Annotated in this window: 25 protein-coding genes and 1 pseudogene; 12 read left to right on the forward strand and 14 right to left on the reverse strand. The window is 69.9% G+C overall.

Annotated features, from left to right (window positions below; all coding sequences use genetic code 11):
* The 3 genes from B0E53_RS07005 to B0E53_RS07015 all read right to left on the reverse strand — a co-directional run.
* The coding region (locus tag B0E53_RS07005) for a M48 family metalloprotease (protein WP_146167607.1) at nucleotides 1–1,025 on the reverse strand (1,025 nt) is incomplete at its 3' end.
* Nucleotides 1,018–1,548 carry a hypothetical protein gene (locus B0E53_RS37385; RefSeq protein ID WP_168215249.1) on the reverse strand — a complete coding sequence of 177 codons (531 nt, stop codon included), beginning with the start codon at nucleotides 1,546–1,548 and terminating at the stop codon, nucleotides 1,018–1,020. The genes B0E53_RS07005 and B0E53_RS37385, both read right to left, overlap by 8 nt.
* Nucleotides 1,549–1,727: 179 nt before the next feature.
* Nucleotides 1,728–2,909, reverse strand: a complete 1,182-nt coding sequence (locus B0E53_RS07015) for a low temperature requirement protein A (protein WP_107075245.1) — start codon at nucleotides 2,907–2,909, stop codon at nucleotides 1,728–1,730.
* Nucleotides 2,910–3,309: 400 nt separating this feature from the next.
* Here B0E53_RS07015 and B0E53_RS37390 point away from each other — a divergent pair, with 400 nt between their 5' ends.
* The 4 genes from B0E53_RS37390 (at nucleotide 3,310) to B0E53_RS07030 (ending at nucleotide 5,944) form a co-directional block, all read left to right on the forward strand.
* On the forward strand, nucleotides 3,310–3,483 hold the full coding sequence (locus tag B0E53_RS37390; protein ID WP_168215250.1) for a hypothetical protein: 174 nt from the start codon (nucleotides 3,310–3,312) through the stop codon (nucleotides 3,481–3,483).
* A gap of 198 nt (nucleotides 3,484–3,681) precedes the next feature.
* Entirely contained in the window at nucleotides 3,682–3,831 is a 150-nt protein-coding gene (locus tag B0E53_RS37395; RefSeq protein WP_210405964.1) for a hypothetical protein, read from the forward strand.
* A 37-nt stretch (nucleotides 3,832–3,868) separates the two neighbouring features.
* Nucleotides 3,869–4,921 carry an acyl-CoA desaturase gene (locus B0E53_RS07025; RefSeq protein ID WP_107075247.1) on the forward strand — a complete coding sequence of 351 codons (1,053 nt, stop codon included), beginning with the start codon at nucleotides 3,869–3,871 and terminating at the stop codon, nucleotides 4,919–4,921.
* A gap of 726 nt (nucleotides 4,922–5,647) precedes the next feature.
* Nucleotides 5,648–5,944: a helix-turn-helix domain-containing protein gene (locus B0E53_RS07030; RefSeq protein WP_107075248.1), complete on the forward strand. Its 297-nt coding sequence runs from the start codon at nucleotides 5,648–5,650 to the stop codon at nucleotides 5,942–5,944.
* Nucleotides 5,945–6,449: 505 nt separating this feature from the next.
* Here the strand turns inward: B0E53_RS07030 and B0E53_RS07035 are convergent.
* Nucleotides 6,450–7,718 (reverse strand): IS110 family transposase, encoded by a 1,269-nt coding sequence (locus tag B0E53_RS07035; RefSeq protein ID WP_107075249.1) that lies wholly within the window; start codon nucleotides 7,716–7,718, stop codon nucleotides 6,450–6,452.
* Nucleotides 7,719–7,939: 221 nt separating this feature from the next.
* Between B0E53_RS07035 and B0E53_RS07040 the strand changes: the two genes are divergently transcribed.
* The 4 genes from B0E53_RS07040 to B0E53_RS07055 are packed head-to-tail and all read left to right on the forward strand — an operon-like array spanning nucleotide 7,940 to nucleotide 11,251.
* Nucleotides 7,940–8,599: an anti-sigma factor gene (locus tag B0E53_RS07040; RefSeq protein ID WP_246835280.1), complete on the forward strand. Its 660-nt coding sequence runs from the start codon at nucleotides 7,940–7,942 to the stop codon at nucleotides 8,597–8,599.
* Nucleotides 8,596–9,351, forward strand: coding sequence for an ABC transporter ATP-binding protein (locus B0E53_RS07045; protein WP_107075250.1), 756 nt, complete (start codon nucleotides 8,596–8,598; stop codon nucleotides 9,349–9,351). The genes B0E53_RS07040 and B0E53_RS07045 overlap by 4 nt, the downstream gene beginning before the upstream one ends.
* A complete protein-coding gene (locus B0E53_RS07050) occupies nucleotides 9,348–10,622 on the forward strand; it encodes a hypothetical protein (RefSeq protein WP_107075251.1) in 1,275 nt (424 codons plus the stop codon). Before B0E53_RS07045 ends, B0E53_RS07050 begins: the two co-directional genes overlap by 4 nt.
* On the forward strand, nucleotides 10,619–11,251 hold the full coding sequence (locus B0E53_RS07055) for a hypothetical protein (protein WP_107075252.1): 633 nt from the start codon (nucleotides 10,619–10,621) through the stop codon (nucleotides 11,249–11,251). Before B0E53_RS07050 ends, B0E53_RS07055 begins: the two co-directional genes overlap by 4 nt.
* 656 nt (nucleotides 11,252–11,907) lie before the next feature.
* Here B0E53_RS07055 and B0E53_RS07060 read toward each other — a convergent pair.
* The 6 genes from B0E53_RS07060 to B0E53_RS07085 all read right to left on the reverse strand — a co-directional run bounded on the left by B0E53_RS07060 (nucleotide 11,908) and on the right by B0E53_RS07085 (nucleotide 17,625).
* A complete protein-coding gene (locus tag B0E53_RS07060) occupies nucleotides 11,908–12,993 on the reverse strand; it encodes a hypothetical protein (RefSeq protein WP_107075253.1) in 1,086 nt (361 codons plus the stop codon).
* Nucleotides 12,986–13,336 (reverse strand): PadR family transcriptional regulator, encoded by a 351-nt coding sequence (locus B0E53_RS07065; RefSeq protein WP_210405973.1) that lies wholly within the window; start codon nucleotides 13,334–13,336, stop codon nucleotides 12,986–12,988. Before B0E53_RS07065 ends, B0E53_RS07060 begins: the two co-directional genes overlap by 8 nt.
* Nucleotides 13,337–13,480: 144 nt before the next feature.
* Nucleotides 13,481–14,041: a hypothetical protein gene (locus B0E53_RS38565; RefSeq protein ID WP_210405966.1), complete on the reverse strand. Its 561-nt coding sequence runs from the start codon at nucleotides 14,039–14,041 to the stop codon at nucleotides 13,481–13,483.
* A 64-nt stretch (nucleotides 14,042–14,105) separates the two neighbouring features.
* A complete protein-coding gene (locus B0E53_RS07075; RefSeq protein ID WP_107075254.1) occupies nucleotides 14,106–14,546 on the reverse strand; it encodes a hypothetical protein in 441 nt (146 codons plus the stop codon).
* On the reverse strand, nucleotides 14,543–15,214 hold the full coding sequence (locus B0E53_RS07080) for a DUF433 domain-containing protein (protein WP_107075255.1): 672 nt from the start codon (nucleotides 15,212–15,214) through the stop codon (nucleotides 14,543–14,545). The genes B0E53_RS07075 and B0E53_RS07080 overlap by 4 nt, the downstream gene beginning before the upstream one ends.
* Nucleotides 15,215–15,276: 62 nt before the next feature.
* Nucleotides 15,277–17,625 (reverse strand): DEAD/DEAH box helicase, encoded by a 2,349-nt coding sequence (locus B0E53_RS07085; protein ID WP_107075256.1) that lies wholly within the window; start codon nucleotides 17,623–17,625, stop codon nucleotides 15,277–15,279.
* Nucleotides 17,626–17,686: 61 nt separating this feature from the next.
* On the opposite strand from B0E53_RS07085, the gene B0E53_RS07090 reads away from it, so the two are divergent.
* The 3 genes from B0E53_RS07090 to B0E53_RS07100 all read left to right on the forward strand — a co-directional run bounded on the left by B0E53_RS07090 (nucleotide 17,687) and on the right by B0E53_RS07100 (nucleotide 20,728).
* Nucleotides 17,687–17,998 carry a hypothetical protein gene (locus tag B0E53_RS07090; RefSeq protein WP_246835282.1) on the forward strand — a complete coding sequence of 104 codons (312 nt, stop codon included), beginning with the start codon at nucleotides 17,687–17,689 and terminating at the stop codon, nucleotides 17,996–17,998.
* Between the two features lie 7 nt (nucleotides 17,999–18,005).
* The gene (locus tag B0E53_RS07095) at nucleotides 18,006–19,157 is read left to right on the forward strand and encodes a hypothetical protein (RefSeq protein WP_107075258.1); all 1,152 of its coding nucleotides are present in this window, start codon (nucleotides 18,006–18,008) and stop codon (nucleotides 19,155–19,157) included.
* Nucleotides 19,158–19,522: 365 nt separating this feature from the next.
* Complete coding sequence (locus B0E53_RS07100; protein WP_107075259.1) at nucleotides 19,523–20,728, forward strand: IS110 family transposase; 1,206 nt, start codon at nucleotides 19,523–19,525, stop codon at nucleotides 20,726–20,728.
* 464 nt (nucleotides 20,729–21,192) lie between these two features.
* Here the strand turns inward: B0E53_RS07100 and B0E53_RS07105 are convergent, their stop codons facing one another.
* Nucleotides 21,193–22,500, reverse strand: coding sequence for an MFS transporter (locus B0E53_RS07105; protein ID WP_210405967.1), 1,308 nt, complete (start codon nucleotides 22,498–22,500; stop codon nucleotides 21,193–21,195).
* A gap of 102 nt (nucleotides 22,501–22,602) precedes the next feature.
* Complete coding sequence (locus tag B0E53_RS07110; RefSeq protein WP_210405968.1) at nucleotides 22,603–22,842, reverse strand: hypothetical protein; 240 nt, start codon at nucleotides 22,840–22,842, stop codon at nucleotides 22,603–22,605.
* A 510-nt stretch (nucleotides 22,843–23,352) separates the two neighbouring features.
* Between B0E53_RS07110 and B0E53_RS07115 the strand changes: the two are divergent.
* Nucleotides 23,353–23,618 (forward strand): annotated as a pseudogene (locus tag B0E53_RS07115) (transposase family protein); the annotation flags it as partial.
* A gap of 132 nt (nucleotides 23,619–23,750) precedes the next feature.
* Here the strand turns inward: B0E53_RS07115 and B0E53_RS07120 are convergent.
* Nucleotides 23,751–24,032 (reverse strand): hypothetical protein, encoded by a 282-nt coding sequence (locus tag B0E53_RS07120; protein ID WP_107075261.1) that lies wholly within the window; start codon nucleotides 24,030–24,032, stop codon nucleotides 23,751–23,753.
* Nucleotides 24,033–24,147: 115 nt separating this feature from the next.
* Nucleotides 24,148–25,038, reverse strand: coding sequence for a LysR family transcriptional regulator (locus tag B0E53_RS07125; protein WP_107075262.1), 891 nt, complete (start codon nucleotides 25,036–25,038; stop codon nucleotides 24,148–24,150).
* Nucleotides 25,039–25,207: the final 169 nt, after the last annotated feature.

A 25,207-nucleotide genomic window follows, 5' to 3' on the forward strand; every position in this document is an offset into this window, starting at 1 on the left:
GCCGCGATGCCAGCGGCCAGCCCGGCGCCGAGGGCCTCGACCGGCCGGGCGGACACCAGCCGTCGGGGCCGGTCCAGCTCGTCGGCGCGCGCCCGGGCCAGCGGGTGGAACCGGAACAGGGCACCCAGCCGGTCCCGCCACCCGGCGGGCCGTCCCTCGACGCCGAGCAGCGCCCGGGCACTCGCCACGTCGTCGCCGCCGAGGCGGGCGTCCGCGGCGAACTCGCGGGCCCGCAGGACCGACCAGGCGGACACCTGCACCACCACCGCGAACAGCGCCAGCCGCCACACGTCCCGGGCCAGGTCCGGCGCCCGGAGCGCGCTGAGGAAGGTGCCGGCGAACGGGACGATCACGCCCAGCGGGAACGCCCACGCCAGCGCGACGGTGAGCCGGGTCAGGTCCACGTCCGCGTTGCGCAGGTGCGCGAGTTCGTGCAGCACGACGGCCCGGAACCGTGCCGGGGCCGTGCGGTGCGCGTGCACCAGCCCCAGGTCGAGCCGGACATAGCGGCCGGCGACCGTGCCGAAGGTGTTCCCGCTGACCCGGGCCGACCGGGAGACCAGGAACGTGGGCGCCCGCCGCAGGCCCGCCTCCCGTACCAGCGCGGCCAGGTCGGCCCGCAGCGCCTCGGTACCCGGCACCCGGTCCAGTCGGCGCAGGCCGCGCAGCGTTCGCTCGGCCCACGGCGCGGCCAGGTAGACCAGCGCGGTCACGGCCAGGAGCACCGCCAGCCCGGTGAGCAGCTGCCGCCGCACGTCCGCGTCGAGGGTGCCGAGGCACCGGTCCACGGCAGCCGCCGACTCGACGTCGACCGTGCCGGCCCGCACGTCGATCGCCGGTGGCAGACCCCGCAACCCGGCCAGGCAGGCGGCCCGCTCCCGGGTGGCGGCCGGATCGACGAGGACGATCTGCCAGCCGAACATGCTGGTCCCGACCACCGCCGTCGCCGCGGCGACGAACCGGCCCAGGGTGGCCGAGGGGAGCGGCGGGTGCGGCGCCCCCGTGTGCCGCGCCGGCTCACCCACCGTCGGCGTCCGTGCCGAACCGGGCGGCGAACGCCTCGCGCACCGCGTCCCGCAGGACGGCGACCTGGTCCTCGGTGAGCTGCCAGCCCGGGTCGCGGGCCGCCGCGGTGACCGCCTCCTCGATCCGCAGCAACTGGCCCGGCCGCAGCCGCACCGGCGCCGCCGCCAACTCAGGGGGACGACGGGACCGCCACCGCCGGCCGAGCGTCCGCAGGCCACCCCGGACCGCGTCGGTCGCCTCGCCCTGCACGGCGTCGCGCAGCGCCGCGAGGCCGACGCCGCACAACACCATCACGTACGGCAGGACCGGCTCGACGACCTCGGCGAACCCGCCGCCACCGGCCTCCCCGCCGCCCACCCGGGTCAGCGCCCGCGGGTCCCGCCGCCACCGGTCGGGACGGCGCCGGTAGGCGGGTTCGAGGAAGGGCAGCAGGTGCTCCTCCTCGGGCGCGACCGCGCGGATCGCCAGCCGGACGAGTTCGTCCTCGGTGCTCCTGTCGGGAGCGTGCCTGGTGGGGCTCATGCCGTCGCGCCTCCGGGCCGTGGTCGGGAAGTGGCGGCTTCCGGCGTCAGGGTAGGGGCGGAACAGCGCGATCACGATCAGCAATCGGACAGTAACCCTGTGAGTGCGGTCGTGGCAGCCGGCAGGCCAGCCAGCCGACTCCCGGACCGGCTGTGTGGCGGCGGAGCCGGGTCGGTCAGCTACATGGACGGGGCCGGTTGCTCGGGCAGGCCTCCGCGGGCTCGGATGCCGTCCGCAACGGCGACCCCGGCCAGGACGAGGGTGACGGTGAGCCCGGCCACCAGTGCGGGCGCGTGCAGGAGAAGCGGTGCCGCGACGGCCAGTACGAGCAGCGCGACCAGGCGGGACGCCGACACCCGGCTGAACACCTCGTACTCGAACCGGGCCCGACCGACCAGGAACAACGCGGGTCCGCCGAGCATGACGCCGGCCAGCCAGGGCGTGGTCGGCTCGGCGGGGTGGACGATGGCGATCTCGAAGCCGGCGGAGGCGGCGACCACGCCGGCCACCATCACCAGGTGGGTGTACGGCGCGGACCGCACGAATCCACCCGGGTCCCTCGCGGACTCGATGGTGGCCTGCAGCAGGGACCCGGCGCGGTGGACGTAGATCTGCCACAGCAGCACGGTGGCGGCGAACGCGACCAGGAGCACCCCTGTCCGGCCGGCTGTCATGTCGTGGTCGGCGTAGGTCAGGGTGGTGACGAGGATGAGGTCACCGAGGGCGAGAGTGAAGAACTGCTGGTAGCGCTCCGCCAGATGGTCGGCCGCCACCCGGTACTGGGATGCGGGTACCTTCCCGAGCCCAGGAGTGGGGTAGCGGAGCCAGGCCGACCCGTAGTCGACGGCGAGCGCCGCGGTCCACAGCACGCCTCGTGCCGTGCCTGCCACGAGAGCGCCGGCGAGCCACGGCGCGGCGGACAGGACGAACCAGAAGATGAACCGGCTGGCGTGCAGTCGTGCTATGCGGCCGTGCAGCGCGGCGACCAGGAAGATGCCGCGTCCCAGATGGATCGCCACGTACGCGCCCGCGAAGGCCAGGGCGTGGTCCGAGAAGGCGTCGGGCAGCGTGCCGGCCATCAGGATGGTTCCGAGCATGACCCAGAGCGTCATGACGAAGATGGGGGGCCGCTGCCCGTGGTAGAGGTCGGTGGCCAGCGCGGTGACGGACCAGACCCACCAGATCGCCATCAGCAGCACCACGGTCTGGAAGACCCCGGCCGGGTCGAGTCGCTGGGCCAACGATCGTGAGGTCAGGGCGAGGGCGGCGACGAACACCAGATCGAGAAACAGTTCCAGCAGGGTTGCCCGCTGTGGCCCACCGTCTGCGCGGGTCAGCCCTACCGCCCGGTCGGTCGTCATCAGGTGCCCGTCTACTGACTCCGGCATCTTGCGGGACTCGACAGCGGCCCGTGACGGGCGGAACCGGTCGACCCGGACGCGGCTGGCGTGCCCCGATCGACACTAGGTGAGTATCGGACCCAGCGGGCGGGAACGCGGTCCGCCCACCCTCGGCTGACGCCGGTCAGTCACGCCTCGCGTCGGCCCCTCGGCCCGCTGGCCGTTCTGCGGTACGAAGATCAGGAGCAGGAGGAGCACGATCGCGAACAGCACGGCGACGGTCCACCCGCCCTCGGTCCTGGTGCGGTCGCATCCCGTGAGGCGTACGGTGAGCACGTCGCCCCGGATCCCGCCAGCCGCCAGTTGTCGCCGCCGTTCGTGAGCATGGCCCTTTTCGGGCGGCTCTAGCAGGGAGCACCCGATGAGGATCGCCCGGCACAGGATCGTCAGCCTTCTTCGCGAACGCGGCCAGCAGGTCAGGGCCGACTGGGTCGAGCGTGAGCTACCGGAGCGGGTGAACCCCGAGGAGCACGTCGGGTTGTTCGCCACCCTGCGGGTCGATCCGGCCGACCTCGTCGACGCGCCGTCCCCGTGACGGCCGCTCCGCCCGGACCGGTCCCGCGGTCGAGCGCGCCGGCTCCAGGCATCGTCGTACGCCTCCCGATGGCGCTCGGGCGCAATGCGCCCGTTTCGCCCCGACGGGGCTCGGCGATTGCCGAGACTGAGGGGGACAGGCGTAGGCCCGCCAGCGAGCAGGCCGGCCGGGAGGGGAGCCACCGTGACGTCGGGATCGATGAGCCAACGGATCAAGGGCCTGGTCAACAGCCGGCGAGGGCGCGACCTGATGCGGATCGGCCGCCGTCAGGCGGCCAACCCCGGCACGCGGCAGAAACTGCAACAACTCATGGCCCGCATGACCGGCTGGTCGAGCCGGCGCGGCTGAGCCAACCGTCAGGGCGCTACCAGCAGGAGAAGCCGTCGTGAGCGACACCAGCATCGGTGCCGAACGCCAGCGGGGCAGCGACTACGCCGACCTGTCCCGGCAGGTCCGCGCAGCAGGCCTGCTCGACCGGCGGCGAGGCCACTACGCGGTACGGATCGGCCTCGTCGTCGGCTCCTACGCCGGACTGTGGGCCCTGTTCGTCAGCCTGGGCGAATCGTGGTGGCAGCTCGCCGTCGCGGTAGCCCTCGCGGTGGTCTTCGCGCAGGCCGGGTTCATCGGCCACGACGCCGGTCACCGGCAGATAGCCCGCTCGCGACGAGCCAACGACCTGATCGGCATCCTGCACGGCAACCTGTTGACCGGGATCAGCTACGGCTGGTGGGTGGACAAGCACAACCGGCACCACGCCCACCCGAACACCGAGGGCAAGGACCCGGACATCGGCGTGGCAGCCCTGTCCTTCACCGCCGGCCAGGCCCGCCGGCGGGGTCGCCTCGGCGCACTCTTCGTGCGTCACCAGGCGTACCTGTTCTTCCCGCTGCTCCTACTGGAAGGCCTGCACCTGCACGCCAACAGCGTGCGGGCCGTCCTCCGGCCGCGCCCCCTGGCGCGTCGCCCCGCCGAAGCCGGGCTGTTGGCCCTGCACCTGGGCGGCTACCTCACCACCGTGTTCCTGGTCCTGAGTCCGGCGCAGGCCGTCACGTTCATCCTGGTCAACCAGGCCGTGCTCGGCCTCTATCTCGGCTGCTCGTTCGCCCCCAACCACAAGGGCATGCCGATCCTCGGCGCCGAGGACGACCTCGACTATCTGCGGCGGCAGGTCCTCACCTCCCGCAACGTGCGTGGCGGGAAGTTCGTCGACACCGCGCTCGGTGGCCTGAACTACCAGATCGAACACCACCTGTTCCCGAGCATGCCGTGCCCCAACCTGCGTCATGCCCAGCCGTTGATCCGGCGGTTCTGCGCCGAGCACGACCTGGACTACCACGAAACCACCCTGGGTCGCTCCTGGGCGGAGGCACTGCGCCACCTGGACGATGTCGGCTCCCGTGAGCCGCGATCGGCTCGCCAGACGTCGACCCGCCCATAACGCGACTGCCGCGCCGTGGGCGGCGCGCGCGACCGGCGCTGCCGGCCCGAGTCCGCCGTCGAGCGTGCGGCGGTTTCGTTGGCCGGGTACGTGGCACCGGCGTCGGGTCGTCGTCCGCCACGGCTCTCGCCATGCTCACTCGACAGGCCGGTTACCCTGATGCCCGGCTGCCAGAGAATCTAGGCCGAACCCACTAGATATCTTCTGCGGTATGGCATACTCTTCTTCGAGTCGAGAGGAAAGATCCGTCAAGACGCAGACGGGCCGTCCGGCCGTGAGGTCACGACGGGCGGCGAGGGAAGGGAACGACAACAACCGTTCCTCCCGCTAGTAGGTCAGTTCCGGCGTGACACGCGCCGGGTGCAGGTGGGGCCAGGGCTTTTTCGGGGCTCCAGCTGATGTTCGCCGTGTAGGAGCCATGAAGTCGCGTGGGTTCCAAAGCCGGCGGACCGTACGTCAGTAAGGGAAAGAAGTAGCAGAGGAAAGGGAGGGCCATACACCGTTGGATCGCCCGCCGTTGGCCGTCTTGTCGGGCCTGGCGGACACCGCAGTTTCCATCGAACGAGAGGTGGTCTCCGGTCACGCATATGCGATCCTCGCACCCGAAGCCGTCAATGACGGCTGGTGCGGATACGAGAAGCCGACGTTCCGGTCGGCAGATGGTGTTCTGACCCGTAACCCTGGGCCCCGGCGCGTAAGCGCCGGGGCCCTCGACGTGGAGGTGACATGGGGCAAAACCCCGATGACATGTTCGGCGACGAGGACTACCCCGCCTACACCATCGGCCAGGCCGCGGAGATGCTCGGCACCTCGCAGGACTTCCTGCGACGCCTGGACGAGGCCAAATTGATCGACCCGCACCGCTCCAGCGGCGGGCACCGCCGCTACTCGCGGTACCAGTTGCGCCTGGCCGCCCGGGCCCGCGAGATGGTCGACCAGGGCACCGCCCTGGAGGCGGCCTGCCGGATCATCATCTTGGAAGACCAACTCGAGGAAGCCCTTCGGCAGAACGGCCAGCAGTAGCGTGTGCCGGGGGGCAGGAGTGGCCCGGCCCGTTCTCGTGTGAGGTCGTCGGCGGGCGGTGAGTCGGCCGGCCCCGCCAGGGCGACGATCCGCGTCGCCGCCGGGCAGGCCGGCGAGGGCCGCCGCGACTTCCATCTGCCGAGGGAGCTGCAGTTTCTTCGGCTGTCCCGCATCGAGCAGGGGTTGTGTATCGGCCCATGGCCAGGTCTGCAGGACTCGGCCAGCACGGAACTGACGTGGAGCTGGTTCTCCGTGGAGGGGTCACCGGCCGCTGGTGCGCTCCGTGTGGTCATCACCGGGCCCAGTCGACCGGGACAACGCAGGTCAGCGTGGGCCACTCCCTGCCACGCCGGGTCAACGCGCAGGTCGCTAGACTGACGACTCGCGCCCTCGTAGCTCAGGGGATAGAGCATCGGTTTCCTAACTCGAAAATCTATCGTGACCAGACGCGCGGCAGCATCCCGCGTCGCGAAGCGGCGTGGGATGGGTCGTGGTGGAGCGGTGGTTATGCGGCGAGGTCGAGGGTGACGCGGTAGCCGAGGGCTTCGAGTTGGTGGATGTGGTTGCGTTTGCGGCGTTCGGTGTCGGTGCGGCTGAGGTAGAAGTCGGCGCCGAGGTCGTGAAAGCGGGTTTCGGGGTTGGACAACAGGTGCCAGATGATGGTCAGGACTGAGCGGCCGGCCGCGACGATCGCGCGTTTGGCGCCGCGTCGTCGGGCGATGCGCCGATATCGCTCGCCGAGGAACGTGCTGGTGCGGGCGGCGGAAACTGCGATCTGGCCCAGGACGCGGGCGAGGTAGCGGTTGCCGTGACCGGTTGATCCGTTGCCCTTGCGGCGTCCGGCTGACTCCTTGACACCAGGGGCGAACTTGGCCCAGCCAGCCAAGTGGGCCGACGTCGGGAAGCGGGTCATGTCCACGCCGATTTCGGCGATGATCGCGGCAGCGGCGGCTGGGCCGACCCCGGGGATCTCAAGCAGCCGGGCCGCCGCGGGAGCGAAAGGGGCCAGTTGCGCCTCGATCCGGGAGTCGACGTCGCGGATGTCAGCCTCGATCGCTTCGACCCGGGCGATCATCTTGCCCAGTAGGAACGCGTGATGATCGGTGAAATGACCGGTGAGGGCCTCCTGCAACGCGGGGATCTTGCGCCGCAGGCTGGATCGGGCCAGCTCAGCCAACGTATGAGGGTCACGCTGACCGGCGATCAGCGCGGCCATCATCGCCCGCCCGGACGCGCCGAACAGGTCGCTGACCACGACCGACAGCTTGATCTGCGCGTCTTCGAGCAGCTTCTCCGCCCGGTTGCGTTCCGCGCCGGCCTCGGCGATCAGATCAACCCGGTAGCGGGTCAGATCCCGCAGCATCCGGATCGGTGACGGCGGTACGAAACTCGACCGGATCATCTGCCGTTCGGCGACCTTGCACAACCACACCGCGTCCAGCTTGTCGGTCTTCGGCCGGCCCGGTAGATGCTTGACGTCGCGGGCGTTGACCAGCCACACCTCGAACCCGTGCGCTTCGAGCAAGTAGAACACCGGCTTCCAGTAGTCGCTGGTGGCCTCCATCACCACCCGGGTCACCCCCAGCACGGTCAGCCGGTCAGCCAGCCCGATCAGCGAGCGGGTCATCGTGGCGTAGGTCCGCACCTCCTGCAGCCGCCGTCCCGGACGCGCCTCGTCCGGCACCCGTGCGCAGCACACCAGCGACGCCTTACCGATGTCCAACCCCGCGACATGCGTGATGATCTCTTCCTCGTCCTGGGCCTGTTCCAGCACTGACACCTCCCGACCAGCACCAACCAAAAGGGGGGAGATCGCCCGCGGCAGCCACAGAACGGGTGAATCTAACTCGCGTGCTCGCAGCAACAGTGAAGGGCCCATAACGCGGCTGCCCGCGTCCGACTAACCCACGACCTCGTACGGACCAAGGAAGCACGGACGCGTGGTCGGTGGAGGCGCACCTCGACCGCTGTGTGGTCTGCCGGACGAGCATCGCAATGGACGCGTCGACGGCTTCGGTGGTGGAGGCGGTCGCGGTGTCGCTGGGCGGCCGGTTGCCGCGGCAGGGGCGGGTGCGGCGGGCGACGGGCTGGCGGCGGGTCAGGGTGTTGGTGGGTGCGGGGCCTGCGGCGCGGGCGGCGTGGTTGCTGTCGGTGGCGGTCACCGGGGTGCTCACCGCGGGGTTGGCGGTCAGCCCGACGGTGGTCCCGCCGTGGTTGCTCTTGTTGGTCGCGCCGGCGCTGCCTGCGGTCGGTACGGCCCTGTCGTACGGGCCGCGGACCGATCCGCTGCACGAGCTGATCGCGGGAACACCGCAGGGTGGCCTGCGGATCGTGCTGTGGCGCACGCTGGCGGTCCTCGCGGTCGCGGCGCCCGTCGCGGTCCTGGCCGGCGCGGTGACGCGCATCGGTACGCCGGGGTGGTGGCTGCTTCCCTGCGTCGCGTTGACCGCCCTGACGTTGGCGCTCGGCTCGTTGGTCGAGCCCGCGTACGCCGCGCTGGTGGTGGCGGGGGCGTGGGCGGTGGTGGTGCTGGCGCCGCCGGTCGGCGGTCTGGCGGTTCTGGTGTCGAGCGGTCCGGGTTGGCTGGTCGTCACGGCGGTGGCCGCGGTGGTGGTGTATGTGCGTCGGGAACGGGTGGGAAGGCAACCGGCATGACGACGGTGAGCGTCGACGGCCTGCGGGTCAGCTACGGCAAGCGGATCGTCTTCGACGACCTGGACCTCGATCTCGGGGTGGGGGTGCACGGGTTGCTCGGCCCGAACGGCGCCGGCAAGACCACCCTGATGCGGGTCCTGGCCACGGTGCTGCGCCCCGACCGGGGTGAGGTCCGACTGCTGGGCCACCACATCGGCGACCCCGCGGCGTTGCGGCAGGCGCGCCGCCAGCTGGGCTACCTGCCCCAGGCGTTCGGGTTCTACCCGCGCTTCACCGTCCGGGAGTTCGTCGAGTACTTCGCCTGGCTGAAGGAGATGCCACCGGCGCGGATTCCGCTGGCGGTGGACCAGGCGATCGAGCGGGTCGGCCTGCTGGAGCGCGCCGACGACCGGATGAAGCACCTCTCCGGCGGGATGCTGCGCCGCGCCGGCATCGCCCAGGCCATCGTGAACGACCCGCGGCTGCTGCTGTTGGACGAGCCGACCGCCGGTCTGGACCCGGAGCAGCGGGTGCAGTTCCGGGCGCTGCTGCGGGAGCTGGGCCTGGATGCCGTGGTTCTGGTCAGCACGCACTTGGTGGAGGACGTCGTGGCGGCGTGTACCCGGGTGAACCTGGTCGACGGCGGGCGGCTGGTCTTCACCGGCCTGCCCGACGAGCTGATGGCCGCCGGTGGGGACGGTGACAGCGGCGACTCCCCGATCGAACGCGGTTACACGGCGGTGTTGCGCGGTGCTCGGACGGCACCGCGGTGAGGCGTGCGCTGAGGGTGGAGCTACGCCGCGGTACGGCGCCTTTCGCCGCTGCGGCGATGTTCGGCGCCGGCGTGTGGATGCTGGCCGTGCACCCGGACGACTGGGCCGGCCGGTGGGCGGGCCTCGCGAACTACCTGCGGGTGTCGCTGCTGATTCTGTGCGCTCTCATGATCGCGGCTGGGGCGTGGCAGTCCGGGCGGGAACGGCGGCGCGACATCGACGAGCTGATCGCCTCCACCTCCCGCCCGGGCTGGCAACCACTGGTGGTGGCCTGGCTCGCCGTGACCGTTGCCGGTGTCGCCGGACTGCTGGTGGCGTTCGCCGGGGCGGCGGTGCTGGTCGCCCGGGTTGCGACCTACACCGGCGGGGGCTGGTGGTGGACGATGGCCGTCGGTGTCCTCGCCCTGGCCGCCGCCGGCGCGGTTGGCGTCCTCGTGGGCCGGCTCGTTCCGCTGCGGGTGGCGGCCCCGATCGCCGGCCTCGCCACCTACCTGGGCCTGGCCATCGTCGTCTACTGGAACGGTGCGTGCGCTGCGTGGCTGTCTCCGGTCTACGGCGGCTGGGCGGTGTATTCACTCGTTCCCGACCGGGTCAGCGTGTTGCAGGCAGCCTGGCTGGTGGCCCTGACGGTCCTGCTGCTCGCCGCCGCCGCGCGGCGGCGGCGAGCAGCCCTGCTGGCCGGCGGACTCGCCGTCACCGTCGCGGTGCCGATCATCACCGAACCGGGCACCTACCGCCTCCCGGCCGACCCTGCCGCCGTGACGTTGGTGTGCACGAGCAGCGGCCCACAGGTATGCCTCTCCCGGATCAACGCCTTCCTGATCGACGACGTCACCAAGGTTGCGCAGCCGATTTTGGCCCGTCTCGACGGGATACCCGGAGCGCCCCGACGGGCCGCCGACCAGGCCGCCCAGCCGGCTGGCCAGTCCATCGAACGGGACTACGACACGGTCTGGCTCAACCTCGACTACCAGTCCACCGCGCTGGGCGGCCTGACCAGCCGAAAGAGCCTGCGGGCGGACTTCCGGCAGGTGACCCGGGCCAGATGCGAGGACCCGTCCGGGACACGCAGCATCGACCAGCGGGTCTACCGCACCGACACCCTGGCCACCGACTGGATGCTCAACGAGGCAGCGACCCCCGACGACATGCCCCTCACCAGACTCCGCGCATTACCAGAGCCAGCGCAGCTCACCTGGTTCGCCACTTACCTCGACGCCGCCCACCGATGTGACACCTCGGCACTGATTCGCCTCGGCGAGCAGCAGTGACCAGCCGCCTGCTCACGCTGCACCTGCGCTCCCGGGGCGCGTCCATGTTCGTGGTCGGTGTCGGCGTCATCACGCTCCTGGCCTGGGCCGCCGGAACCTGGCTCGACAGCAGGCCCTACTTCGACGGACCAGCCGCCCGCGTCCCCGTGGTCGCACTCGCACCGCTGCTGGCCGCACTCCTGCTCGGGCCCACCCTCGCCGGCGCCGACGAGGACCTCGAGCACAGCACGCCCCTGCCGTGGCGGGCCTGGCGAGCCGGACACCTTCTCGTCACCGTCTTCGTCACCGCCATGGCGCTCAGCCTGGCCGGGCTGCGGGAGTCCCACACATTTGGTGCCCATGCACTGGTGCGCAATGCTCTCGGTTGTATCGGATTGGTCGTTGGCGGCGCAGTGCTGCTCGGCGCGCGGCTGGCGTGGCTGCCCGCCTTCGTCTACGTGTGCGCCGTCTACGCCGCCGCGCCACGCCAGACCGGTGCCGTCGTCGCGGCTTGGGCCTGGCCGATCCAGCCCTCCACCACGGCGACATCCTGGTTGACCGCTGCCACGATCTTCGCCGTCGGTGCGGTGGGATACGTGCACGGCGGGGCCCGCGCCTCGGCTGGCCGCCGCTACCTTCCGAGACGCTGATGGTGTGCCCCACCTGCGCCAGCACGGCGTCTGAACCGCCAGGACTCGACCGCCGAGGTTCCCGCCGCCGTACGGACGCAGGCCCGTCGCCGTTGCGGGCCTGGTCAGATCGGGTGTTGACCGTGGTGGCGCCAGGCGCGGCCGTACGCTGCGATGATGGACACCGGGTATACCTGGGCATCGAGCAGCCGCCTGATCCCGCTGCGGCCAGGGTCGCCGACACGGACGCGGATGGCCTGACACCGGAGCAGTTGCCGGAGGTACGCAAACTGGCTGCGCGGGGCTGGCAGTTGGCTCCGGACGCTCCGATGCTGGTCTTTCTTCCCGCGGTGTGGCCTCCGCAGCTGCGTACCTGGGTGCCGGACCGGGCGACCCGCTACGAGACCTGGACTGAGCTGGACCCGAAGACGTACGAGGTGCTGCGGGAGCAGACCGTGCGGTCAAGCTGGGAGTCCCGCAACGAGGTCGAGAACGATAACGATGCTCTCCTGGCTGACGCGGGCATCACCGGCCGGCCTCGGGGCCGGCTGTGGCTGCTGAAGCCGCCGCCGAGGACACCGAAGGGCCACGCGCCAAGCTCAACCAACTCGGTCGCCCGCCAGATCTTGGCCGAACCCGAACCGGGGTTTGGACGGTTGGGCAGCGGGAAGTTCGGCTCAGCCTTCGGTGACTTCACCGGTCGACGCTGCTGGGCTCGTGGGTCGAAGCTGGCCGATTCGGGCTGCCACAGCGAGCACGCTGAGGATGCCGGTCAGCGCGAGCGCGATGACGGTGGCTGCCAGTGGGTCGGCGATCTGGTTGGCCAGCGGGTACATGTAGTCGGCGGCGAACAGCACGTTGGCGCTGCCCGGGTCCGGGAGCATGCTCAGCACGTTGTCCAGGGTGTTCACCCCGCCGGCGAGGAGAGTCGGTAGGCCGAGCAGCAGGATCAGCCACCGTGCCTGCCGTGCGGTTCGGGCGACCCGGTGAGCCATCCAGGTCATCGCCTGCCACACCACGATCAGCCCGACGACAAACCCGGTGATCGCGCCGGCGAGCACGCTGCTGGGCTCGATCGGGTAGGCGCCGACCGTGACGCCGGTCTGGTTGTCGTATCCGGACACGCGCAACAGCACCCCGTCTCGGGAGGCCCAGAAGACTCCGTGCGCGCTGTTCACGTCGGCCTGACTGTCGGCGCCACCCTGGCTCAGGGCGCCGGTGCGCCAGCCCGCGCTCGTCAAAAGCTGGTGGGCATCGGCCAGGACCGTCGGTGTGTCGGTGACCTGCTCGTAGACCCGGCTCTGGCCCATCGGCGCTGGTCGCCCGCCGTCCCAGCCCTCCATCGCGAAATCCTGGAACTCGCCGTACGTGCGGTAGGCGTAGGCCATGTCGAGGAGGTTGCCGCCCGGGAGTTCGTAGGCGGACGAGGCCGGGCGGCCGACCAACTCGTCGCTGAAGGCGGCGAGGTCGGGTTCTTCGGGGTTGGCGAGCGCCCAGACGGCCAGGGCGCCGGCCCCGCTGAGCACCACGGCCGCCCAGATCGCAACGAGGCCGGTCGCGAGCCGGCCGATCCAGGTGGGCGGCACGAACCGGTACCGCAGACCGTTCACCAACAGGTGGGCCGCCTCACCGCGCGATGGCCGGACCTGCCCCGGCTCGGCGGCGTCGAGCAGGGTGGTGAGGATTTCAGGTCCGCGTTCGCGTCGGTAGAAGCCGGGGTACGCCCAGAGCAGACGGCGGTAGGAGCGCTCCAGGTCAGGCATGCCGGACTCCCCTGGTGAAGCCGAACGCCTCGCGCAGCCGGGACGTGGCCACCTGGGCGTTCGACTCAAGCCGTGCCACCGCGGCTTCGAGCGCCGCCCGGCCGTCGTCGGACAGCACGTAGTAGCGGCGCAGCCTGCCACCCACGGCCTCTTCCCGGTCGACGGCGATCAGGCCCTCCGTGCTGAGTCGGTCCAGCGCCGCGTACAGCGTCCCGGCCTTGAGCTTGACCCGCCCGTCCGACAGCCGGTCGACGGCCTGGATGATCCCGTAGCCGTGCAGCGGGGTGGCGCGCACCAGCGCGGTCAGGATGAAGAACGTCGGTTCCTGCATCGCCATGGTCAGCACTATAGACCATCTTTATATACAGCTCGCCTGCATTTAGACGACTGCCGGCGTGTCGGCCCCTCGCGGCGACACGTGCGGCTTCGGCAGATGGTTGGTGCGATAAGGCAGAGAGGGTGGCGCAACCGGGCTGGGCGTTGGGTCTCACTCGCGGGTCAGCCCCGGTGGCAGCGCGTCTTCGTCGAGTCGGACCCGGCGGGCGTTGGCCACGGGGTCACGTTCGAGGGTGTGGATCAGTTGTTCCGGGCCGCCGAGGCAGGTCCAGGTGTCGTCCCAGAGGGCAGAGACCAGCCATGACCGGTCGGCCGGGAAGAACAGGTCGGGTAGCGCGCCGTGAGCGTGGCGGATGTGCCCACCGGTGCGCCAGGTGAGGGCTTGCTCGGGGCCGGCCTCGACCAGCACGTACGGCCAGTTCCAGTAGAGGAACACCCTCGGAGCGTGCGGGAAGACGACGTCGTGGGTGCCAGTGTCGAGGTATGCCAGCCACCACGGCTGGTCCGGAGTGTGCGTGATGAGGTCCTCGATCAGGGCCTGCTCGTAGGCGGCGGCGGTGATGTCATCGGCCTGGTACGTGGTTGCGTAGGCGTCGAAGACCGGCGGGACGGCGGTGGTGATCGAGACGCCGGCCGTGGTGTGACCGGCGATCCAGCCCACGTCGGAGGTCGCGCCGACGCGCCAGTCCCGCCCGTCCTTCTTGACCTGCACACCGCCATTCAAGTCGCGGCCGCGACGGTTGGCATGTGAACCAGATGATCAGTTCACGACCGCGTCAGGTCAGCGGGATCTGCCGCATTGCGGTTCGGGTGGCAGCGTAGATGGAGGGTGGCGGCTCGGCGAGACAGCGCTCGATATCGCGCCAGCGGCTCATCACGACCTCCAACTGGCCGAAGACGCTCCCCGCGTCAGCGGCTGTAAGGGCAAGCATCTTGGCCCGGTGCTCTCGCACGGCGGCTATTTCCAGTCGGTGCTCCTGGATGTGGCGGTCCCGCGTGATGATCAGCCAGCCGCGGCCCGCGACCTCAGGGATCCACTCCGAGTCCTTCACTGCGGGCGAGGCGATGGGGCACGCAGGGCGTTGGCGTTTGTGGATGACCGTGCCGGGGTCGCCGGGGTACGCGATGTCGGAGCGGAGTCCGGCGAGGACGCGCGCTAGGCCGAGGAGGTCGGCATCGATGTAGAACCGGACCTCGGCAGGCTTGATCCTGCTCACGCCGCGCGTTGGGAGTTCTCGTACGCCAGCGCCCACCGCACGTCAGGCACGTCGAGTTGGTACGTCTCGGCGATCTCCTCGACGTCCAGCCCTGCTTCGTCCTGCTCCCAGAGCACCTCAGTGCTGATCCCCTTGATCGACGGCCGACCGAACCGGACATCAGGGAGGATACGCACCGGTGACTGAGGGTTGGGGTCCGGTCGCCAGCCGGCGGCGACATCGCCGTCCCAGGTGACCCGCTCGACGAACGCCGCCGACGGAGGAGTGAGCAGCAACTGGTTCCCGACCGCAGCCACGAGACAGTATTCCGGGTCAAGGCCGGCCTCGGCCTGCGCTTCCAGCACTAGTTTCTTGCCGGCGACGTAGGGCCGGCGGTCGGCGAGTGGGTAGGGCACCCCGAACTGTTCGCGGAGCAGGTCGATGAATGCCCGCAACTCGACCATCGGCACCCGGTGGGTGCGTCGGTATTCCCGCAACAGTCCGGCCTCGACGAACTCGGCCCAGGTGACCGAACGGCCGCCGCGCGGCTCCGTGCGTAGCACGGGCTTGTGGCGGCGCCCCTTACGCTCGTCGCCCTCCAGCCAGTAGTGCAGCGTCGACTGCGCCACCCGCAGCAGCCGGGCAGCCTCCGCCTCCGAGAAGACCTCACGCTCCAGGACGCTCACCACCGTGCCAGTGTCCCACGCGTTGACTCCTCCGTGGGGCACGGCAGACCCCCTGTGCGCTGCGTTCATGTTCGGGTGAAACCGAGTGTCCGGTATCCGGGCATACGGCGTGGGAGTGAGGCGGCGAGGATGGGAGTGGCCGGGTCGTGGTAGTCGTGGACCTCGGCGAGGTCCTTGCCGGGCGCGGCGCGGATGACGCGGCCGGCGCACTGGACGAGTAGGCCGTCGTAGGAGATCGGGCCGGCGAGGAAGAGCGTGTCGAGCGCGGGGGCGTCGAAGCCTTCACCGATGAACGGTGTGGTACCGATGGCGAGCAGGCCGTCACCGGCCTTGGCGCCGTCGAGCCGGTCAACGACGGTCCGCCGTTCGCGGGTGCTCATCGCGCCCTGGAGCACGAGCGGCTGATGTCCGCGTGCGGCGAGCAGAGCGTTGAGGGCCTCGACCTGGGCGACCCGTCGGGTCAGCACGAGACAGTTGCGGCCGCGCGCCAGGGCCGCGGCGACATCTTCGGCGATCTGGGTGTTGCGGGGCTCGTCGAGGGCCAGCCTTCGGTGCACCTCGGCGAGTGCGCCGGGCGCGTCCAGGTCGACGTCGCCGGGTTGGAAGGTGGTTTCGTGGATGTGCAGCGCTCGACGGGGTCCGGCTTCGGTGTGCATCGCGGCCGCGAGGGTGCCTTGTTCCTCCTCGGTCAGGGTGTGGCGGACGGGTCCGAGTTGCCAGGTGACGAGTTGGCCGAGGCCGTCGCGTCGGGTGGGGGTGGCGGTCAGGCCGAGCCAGAACTGCGCGGCGATCCGTTTGACCGAGTGCTCGTAGGCTGCGGCGCCGAGGTGGTGGCATTCGTCGACGATGACGTGCCCGTACCCCTGGGTCAGGGTCGAGACGTCGTCGCGCCGGGCGAGGGAGGGCAGCAGCGCGATGTCCACCGTGCCGGTGAGCTTGCGTCGGCCGCCGCCGAGTTGGCCGGACTTGATTCCGAGGAACTGCTCGATGCGGAGGCGCCACTGGTCGGCGAGAGCTTTGCGGTCGACGAGGACCAGGGTGGAGGTGTTGCGTTCGGCGATCACGGCGCAGGCCATGACGGTCTTGCCGGAGCCCGGAGGGGCGACCAGGATTCCGTCGTCGTGGGCGAGAAGCGCGCCGACCGCGTTGGCCTGTTTGCTGGTGAGTTCGGCGGTGAACGCGGTGTCGATCTCGGTCCCGGAGTTTCGTGCGTCCGTGACGGCCAGTCGCGACCCGGCGTGTTCGACGATGGTGGCGATGGTGTGCCGCAGGCCCCGCGGGAGTATCAGGCGGTCGTCGAGGGTGAGGTCGTAGCCCTGGATGAAGCGGGGGGTGTCCCAGGTGGACTTGCGGAGTCGCTGCAGTTCGTAGAACTTTGGGTTGGCCATGGCGGCGGCGTGCTTGAACGTCGCCAGCGCGGCAGGGGTGAGCTGTCCGGCGTCGATGCTCAGCCCGGCACCGGCCTCCGCGTGGACCACCGGAGGCAGCGGTGGATGGACCTGGGTCGCGGCGGACCGGCTCATCGTGGCGACGTCGGCACCGGTGACAGCTTGCTTGGCCTGCCGGGCGATGTGTTCGGCGTCGCCGGGGCTGAGCCGGTCCAGTGTTGACAGGAACGCCCACTGGTCGGTGTGCGGCTCGAGTGTGCCGAGGTCGAGGAAGGTGGTGAGTCCGTCCTTGCGGCGGCGTCCCTGTAGCGGTGCGGCGATGAGGTTGCCGAAGCCACCCTCGGGCAGGACGTCCTGGTTGGGGAACAGCCGGTCGTACGAGCGCAGGTCCATCGACCCGCGCAGCACCATCGCCTCACGCAGCAGGACCGTGCCGACGGCCCGCGCGGTGGCCGCGGCAACAGCGCCGGTGAAGAAGACCCACACGTGGGCGCCGCGACCCGACTGGGAGATCTCCAACGCGGCGGGCACCGCGTTGGCTCGTGACGCCTTCGCGTAGGCGAGGGCGTCGAGCATCGCCGTCGGGCCGTCGAAGTCGGCCACGACGAAGTGGCAGGTGTTGCCGGGCATCAGCGGGTACAGGCCCATGAACATGTCGCCGACCAGATGCGCCGCGACGACCTCCGTTGTCCGGGGCAGGTAGGTGGCAGCGCGCCGGTCCATACCCTTACGCCAGCCTCCGGCGACCGCGGGCATCCATCCGGCGGCGCCGGTACGGGCGTTGTCCCACCGCACGGCGTACACGTCGACCCGGGCCCGGAACCGGTCGGCGAACAATGCCAGCTTGTCCCGGGTCGGCGAAGCCATGGTGACCAGCCCCGGCGGCTCAACCGGCGCGGACAACTGCTCCGGCGCCGCTGTCGTGTCCTGGCCACGCAGCTCCAGCAGACGCGCCAACCGGGCGTTCTCCGCCCGTAACCGCTCCACCTCCCGCCGAAGATCGACGAACTCGGCCACCGAACCCATGCCGACCATCCTCACGCATCGGGCTCCGAACACCCCGGCACCGGTCCGCTATCCTCCGCCGATGGCATCGAAGGGGGCCGCCGCGCTGGAGGCGATGATCGAGGAAGCCACCGCCGACACGGACGGTCACGAGGACGAGCGCGCCGGCCTGTCCGCCATGATCGAGGAGCATCTGGCGGTGCCGTTCACCACCACCGTCCTCTGTGTCGAGGTCACCGTGCGGCAGGTCGAGCTGACCGCGGACAGTATCGCCGCGGTCTGCGCCCGAGGCCGCCACCGCCAACGGGTCGGCCTTCTCGATTTGCCGCTGCCCACCCCCGCGCCGGACGGTGCCGGGTGGATCGACGCCTACCGGCACTGGGCCGGAAGGTAGGCCGGCAGTGGGCGAGTACCAGTACTACGAGTTCACCGCCGTCGACCGGCCCCTCACCGGCCGGGAGCGGGCCGAGCTGCGGTCCCTGTCGACCCGGGCCGACATCACCGCCACCAGCTTCGTCAACACCTACGAGTGGGGCAACTTCAAGGGCGACCCGCGAACGCTGATGGAACGGTACTTCGACGCGCACCTGTACCTGGCCAACTGGGGCACCCGCCAGCTCATGCTGCGGCTACCGAAACACGTGCTCGACCCCGCCACCGTCGCCCAATACTGCCAGGGCGACAGCGCATCCGCCTGGACCACCGGCAAGCACATCATCATCGACCTCCACGACGAGGACGAAGACGGCATCGACGAGTGGGACCTCGACGGCCACGGCCTGCTCACTTCCATCATCCCGGTCCGGGCCCGCCTCGCCGCCGGCGACCTGCGCCTGCTCTACCTGGCCTGGCTGCGCTGCGTACAGTCCGAGGAGATCGCCGACGACGAGCTCGAACCGCCCGTCCTCGCCGGACTGGGCACCCTCGACGCGGCCCTCACCGCCGTCGCCGAGTTCCTGCGCATCGACCCCGATCTGATCGCGGCCGCGGCGGCCGGGTCGTCGCCGGCCGCCTCCGGTGAACCGACCGCCACGCAACTACGCACCTGGGTCGCCGGGCTGCCCGCCCGGGACAAGGACGCCATCCTGACCGACCTGATCACCAGCGGCGACAGCCACCTAAGCAGCCGACTGCTGCGCCGCTACCGCGACGAACACCGCACTGATACGCCCACCCCGGCAGTCGCCCGTACCGCCGGGCAACTGCTCGCCACCGCCGCGGAGTTGCGCGCCGGACGGGAACGACGGGACGCCGAGCAACGCGATCGCGACTGGATTCGCCGCGAACGGTCCGCTGCGGCAGCCCGGCAACGACACCTTGACACCCTCGCGGTCGACCAACCCGCCGCCTGGCAGCGGGTCGACGAACTCATCGGCACGAAGAAACCCCGCGAGTACGACACCGCCGTTCAACTCCTCGTCGACCTGCGCGACCTCGCTGAACGAGACGGAGACAGCACATCGTTCCGAAATCGCCTGGCCGAGCTACGGACGGTGCACGCCCGCAAGCCCAGCCTGCTCGAACGCCTCAACCGCACAGGTCTCGAAACCTGACGCATGGTTCCCCGCTGACCGTCGCCAAGGTGCGACGAGGATCGTGGAGGGCCGGTGCGGTGTGCCAGCGTGACGCCCCAGACAGTCGACGCCGGCGGCGGTGCGCTCCAGGCGTCCGTCGGGACCCGCAACCGGACATCGAACCGCGTCGTTTGGCGGGGTGGACCCGGAGGGTCGGGTGACTGTCTGGGTGTGTGCTGCCGATGTCATGGCCAGCTTGGAGTAGGACGCCCCGGCCCTCGCTGATGACCGCTGTATCAGCACTGGATGGAGACTTGCGACCGATCGCCCTTTCCGAAGTTGTGACTACTGAACCGCGGCGGGTCCACGCCCCTTGATCAGACAACCGAAGAGGGTGAGGCCCGGTGGGCAGCCTGTGGGCCGGCGTCGACGTCGGCAAGACCCACCACCACGTGTGCGTCGTCGACGACGACGGCACCGTCGTTCTGTCCGAGAAGATCCCCAACGACCAGCAGGCCATTTCCGGCATCGCCGGACGGCTCGGTAAGCGCCGTAAGCCGATCCGCTGGGCCGTCGACCTGCGGGGTGGACCTGCCTCGCTGCTGTTGGCGGTCCTGTTCGACCGGGGCGCGGACGTGCGCTACGTCAGCGGCACCGTCACCTCGCGGATGGCGGAGGCGTTCCACGGCGAACGCAAGACCGACGCTCACGACGCGTACGGCATCGCCCAGACCCTGCGCATGCGCGCTGACCTACCGACCCTCACCCTCGCGGATGGGGTGCAGCAGCAGTTGAAGCTGCTCGTCTCCCGCCGCCTCGACCTGGTCGCCGACCGGGTCCGCATCACCGCCCGCATCCAGGACCTCCTGACCATGATCAGCCCCGCCCTGGAGAAGACGCTGAACCTGCGCAGTAAAGGTGCGGTGCGGCTGCTCGCGCAGTGGCAGACCCCTGGCGGGCTGCGCCGCGCCGGTGAGGCCCGCATCCTGGCCTACCTGCGCCAGCACGGCGTGCGGGCCGCCAAGGCACTGACCGTAAAAGCTCTCACCGCCGCGCGGACCCAGACCGTCGCCGTCGCGGGAGAAGCCACCGCGGCCAGCATTGTGGCGGAGATGGCGACCGATCTGGAGGCGGTCAACGATCGCATCGCCGCGATTGAGGAAACCATCGCCGCGGTTGTTGCCGACCACGAGTTGGGTGAGATCGTCACCAGTCTGCCCGGCATCGGCACCACTCTCGCCGCCGAGTTCCTCGCCCACGCCGGCACCCTCACCACCTACCCGAGCGCTGCGGCACTCGCCGCCCACGCCGGGCTCGCGCCGATCTCCCGCGACTCCGGCCGCAGGCAGGGCCACCAGGTCCGGCCACACCGCTACCACCGTGGTCTGCGCCGGGTGTTCAGCATGTCCAGCTTCACCGCCCTGACCCACTGCCCACGGTCACGCGCCTACTACGACAAGAAGAGAGCCGAGGGAAAGACCCACCGCCAAGCCACCGCTGCCCTGTCCAGACAACGCCTCAACGTCCTTTGGGCCTGCATCCGCGACAAGACCCCCTACCAGCCCAAACAACCAAGATCAGCAGAGGTGGCGCTGTACGAACTCGCGTAGAGACTCCGCTTGCGTGAGATCTGCGGCCGAGCCGTTGCTTGGCTGATGCGGTGGGTGATGTGCCGGTTTATGCTCATGCCGAATTCGCGACGCCGATAGCCCGGACCAAATGCTGTGGAAGGGCTTCGCATTGCTTCCGGGTGCCCTCTGAAGTAATGACCCTTTGGAGATGAAACGGCCGCTCAGGTGCACCGAGTGGAATCGGCTCAACTCGACGCCACCCGCGTGCCGATACCGCCTTGACTGCAGTAAGGTAGGTGGAGTCGCTCATGCGACCGAGAGTTTTCACCCGCATGAGTAGGGTGGCGAGAGAAACCTGCCACCGACGCTCACGGCCAGGGCTTGATACGGTCATTGCGGTTCCCTTCGCTGATTGGTCTGTCGCCTGGTTGGCCGACCGCGACAAATAGAAAGTTCCGGGATCGAACTGATTGATGTCACCAAGCCGGATCAGCGCGGCCGGCTCAGGCCGCCCGCCGGGCTCGGGCCCGTGCGGATCCCGCGGCCAGGGCTCGGCCGGCCATCAGGAGTGCCAGGGGGACGAGCGCGATGATCGCCAGGATGGACAGCAGCGAGTAGTTGGTGGCGGCCAGCAGCGGCCCGGCGAGGAACGCTGCGGTGGCACCGCACAGATTCGACAGTGCGTCGACCCCGCCCTGGGCGGAGGCGCGTGTCTCGGTGGAGACGACCGAGCTGAACAGCGCGGACCCGGCGACGCTCACGAACGACCAGCCCACGCCGAGCAGGATCAGCGACACGATGATCGTTCCGGTGTCGTCGGGCCGTACCGCGCTGATCAGGAGTGAGGCGGCGAAGATGCCGATACCGGTGCTGATCGCCGATCGGTGCCCGAACCGGTCGGCCATCACGCCGACCAGTGGTGACGGCGCGTACATCCCGGCGACGTGCAGGCTGATCGTGAGGCCGATGATGGTGACCGAGCCGCCATGCTGGGCGACGTGGACCGGGGTCATCGTCATGATTGCGACCATGACGATCTGGGCGGTCAGGACGGCGGCCAGCGCGACCCGGGCTTGCCGGTTCGTGCGCAGCTCGGCGAAGACCTGCCGGATGCGGCCCGGTCGCTTGCCGGTCGCGGCGGCGGAATCCGTGGTCGCGCTGCGCTTGAGCAGCAGCAGTGGGTCAGGGCGCAGCCAGACGAAGACGACGGCGCCGGCGAGGGCCAGGCAGATCGCGGCGATCAGGAACGCGCTGGCGAACACGGTGAGCCCGGTGGCGGCCCCGATGAGCTCACCGGGCGCGCCGAGGTTGGGGCCGAGTACGGAACCGAGAGTTCCCACCCAGACGACCAGTGCCAGGGACCGGGCTTTGCGCTGGGGCTTGGCCAGATCGGTGACGGCGAACCGGGACTGCAGGCTCACTGCCAGGCCGACGCCGATCAGGAGGAGGCCGACGAAGAGCGGCACAACCAGGCTCCACTGCGCCGCCGCGACCAGCAGCGCCCCGCCGCCGGCGGCGGTCCACCAGCCGGTGGCCAGCGCGATGCGGCGCCCGCGCCGCGCGGCGAGGTCGCCGAGCGGCAGTCCGAGCAGTGCCGCGCCGAGCGTGCTCGCGGTACGGGCCAGACCGGCCCAGGCCTCGTTGTCGGTGACCTGACCGGCCAGCAGCACGCCGATGGAGGGCGCGACACCGACCCCCACGGTGCCGATGATTTGTGCGATGACGAGCACGGTCATCGTACGCTTCTGCACGGATTCGACGTCCGGCAGTGGCGCATTTCTAGGGCTCGCGGAAAGTTGAGTTTCTGACACGGACGGTCCTGTCTTCGTGATTTTCGGGATGAGGATCGCGTCGGGTAGGAATTCGCGGAACGTGGAGGATGGCGATGCCCGAAAAGGCTGGAGATCAGGCCGTCAGGTAAATGCGGATGTCCAGGCCGTGTTCAAGTAGGGCATCAGGGCGCTGACGACGTTCCTGGTGAGCAGTTCGCCGGACAGGTACGCCTGGGCGTCCTCGAACGCGGCGAGGCGGTGCAGCACCTGCAGGTCCTCGGCGCGGAACCAGCAGTTGCTGGGTCCGTGCGCCGGGAATCGTCTCCAGGAGTGGCTGCCGGTGCCGCCGGTAGATCCCGGCTGCGGCAGTGGGGTTCCCATGCAGCCGCCGAGAGTTGCCGCAAGGTCGGCCATGGGGATTTCTTCCTCATTTCTGGCCCGGCGCTGGTGGGCGTTTTGTGTGGCATGACCAGGCACCGAGGATATGGATGGACCCGATGGCACGGTAGGGATGCAGTGCGAATACGGCTATAGGCCTGTCTTATCGCAATGCCGCACGAGGAAAGAGTGCAATTGTAGGAATGTCTTGTTCGGATGTCGGCCGGGCTCGTGTGCCTGTTGACCTGGCGGGCTCCCCACATTCTCACTCGGAGCCGTCCCACATCCATGTGGCATACATAGGTCCGAGGTGGTTGGCCCCGGTGCCGGCACGGCGCAGCAGCCGGCCGAGCAGGGACTTTCCTACCAGGTCAGAGGGTCGCGGATAGCCGGCTCACCGGGGCGAGGGAAACAGAATCGCCGCCCGCGATGACGCGGGCGGCGATCAACACTGAGGGGCGTCTCGTAACCCTGGAACCTGTCAAACGAGGCATCGATGGCGCATGAGTATAGATGATCTCCGCAGCCCGGGCCGAGCGTATCTTCCCGTCACCGGGTTGCCGCCCGCCCAGTTCCGCCGGCTGGTCCGGCTGGTCGCCGACCGCGGCGGGAACGTCACCGCCGACGGCCGACCGGGCCGGCAGTGGGTCCTCGACCTACCCGACCGGGTGCTGCTGGTCGCCGCGTATTGGCGCGCCAACCTGGCCATGCGCCAGATCGGCCCGCTGTTTGGCGTCTCGCACTCCGCAGCCCGCCAGGTCATCGCTACCGTCGGGCCGTCGGCGACCCGCTGCCGCCGGGCAACCGCAACGACACGATCGTCTACCGCACCAGCGGATCGACCAGAAGCTGGCCGGCGGGTGATCGCGGACGGCGGCTATCGCGGCAACGAGGCGTCTCTTTATGCCGGATCAGGCGGTCTCGTAGATCCGGATCTCCGGCTCGGCCTTGAGCAGCGGCGACAGTCCGGCGACCACATCCTTGGTGAACAGGTCGCTGGACAGGTACGCCTGCGCGGCGGCCCTGGTCTCGAAGCCGTGTAGCACCTGGACGTCCTCGGCGCGTACCAGTAGCTGCTTGCTGATCGCGCCTGGCACGGTGTCCAGGAACGGCTGCTTGTACTGCTGGTAGACGCCTGCCGCGGCCGGGCGGTCGGCCTCGTTGATGGTCAGAGTGATCTCCAGGAGAGCCATGACAGTTCCTTCGCTGCTATTTGGTCGCCGTATTTCTGTTGAGACCGAGGTTATGGCGTGACCGTGGCGGCCGGTAGAGACCGATGGCGAATGCCGGTATAGCGAACTCGTATGGCTACACGGCGCCGGCGAGGCGGTCCGCGAGGGTCTCCAGCTCGGGTGCCTGCGGCGAGCGGGGATCCCACACCGCGGCATAGAAGATTTCCACTTCGTGGCCCTCGTCGTGCAGCGGTCGGCGTTTCGCGTTGGGGTCGGCCAGCTTCGACTCCGGCAGTACCGCGGACCCGAGCCCGAGTTGCGCCCATTCCTCCAGGACCCGGTAGCTGGCCGCCTCACCTGGGTAGACGCGTATCGGCAGCTCGTGCGACGCGAACAGGTCGCGGGTGAACGAGGTCAGGCCGCAGGTGTCCGGCACCATGATCAGCTGGTTGCCGCCGATCTCGGTCAGCTCGACCGGGGCGTCGTCGGCGGCGCGGGAGTCGACCAGCACCATCGGTTCGGATCCGATGATCCGCTGCTGGTAGCGGGGCAACGGCGCGACCGACGGGATGAGGATCAGGTCCAGCTCGCCGGCGATCAGGCCGTCGCGCAGGTCGGCCATGTCGGTCTCGCGCAGCACGAGTTGACGCGAGCTCGGGGCGTTGTCGAGGCCGCACACCGCGCTGTAAGCGGCGGCGACCACCTTCGGGTTGATCAGCGGGGACACCCCGATGCGCAGGACATCGTCGGGCGGGGTGTTCCACCGCCGGGCCTCGGCGGCGACCGCGTCGAGCCCGGCGAGGGCCCGCTCCACCAGCGGCAGGATGTGCGCGCCGAACGCGGTCGGCGTCACGCCGCGCGGGGACCGCTCGAACAGGCGTTCGCCGAGGCTTTCCTCCAGCTTCGCGACGCCGTTGGATAGGGCCGGCTGGCTCACGCCGTACGCCCGGGCGGCCGCGCTGAACGACCCCGTCTCCGCCACCGCCTGCGCGTAGCGCAGCCCTTCGACACTCAGCCGGTCACTCATGAGCAGACTTTATAGCGCGCCAACCTATAGCGATTGCTTATATCCTCATTCACTATTCTGTTCTTCCGGTGACCGCGGCTCGTTCCTACTTTTAATGCTGTGTCTGATTCCAGAAATGCCCATGTTGCTGTCCAGGTGAGGGAACCGGGCGCACGGCCGGAAATCGCCC

Source organism: Micromonospora sp. MH33, assembly GCF_003013775.1.
In the GTDB taxonomy this organism is placed as follows: domain Bacteria; phylum Actinomycetota; class Actinomycetes; order Mycobacteriales; family Micromonosporaceae; genus Micromonospora; species Micromonospora fulviviridis.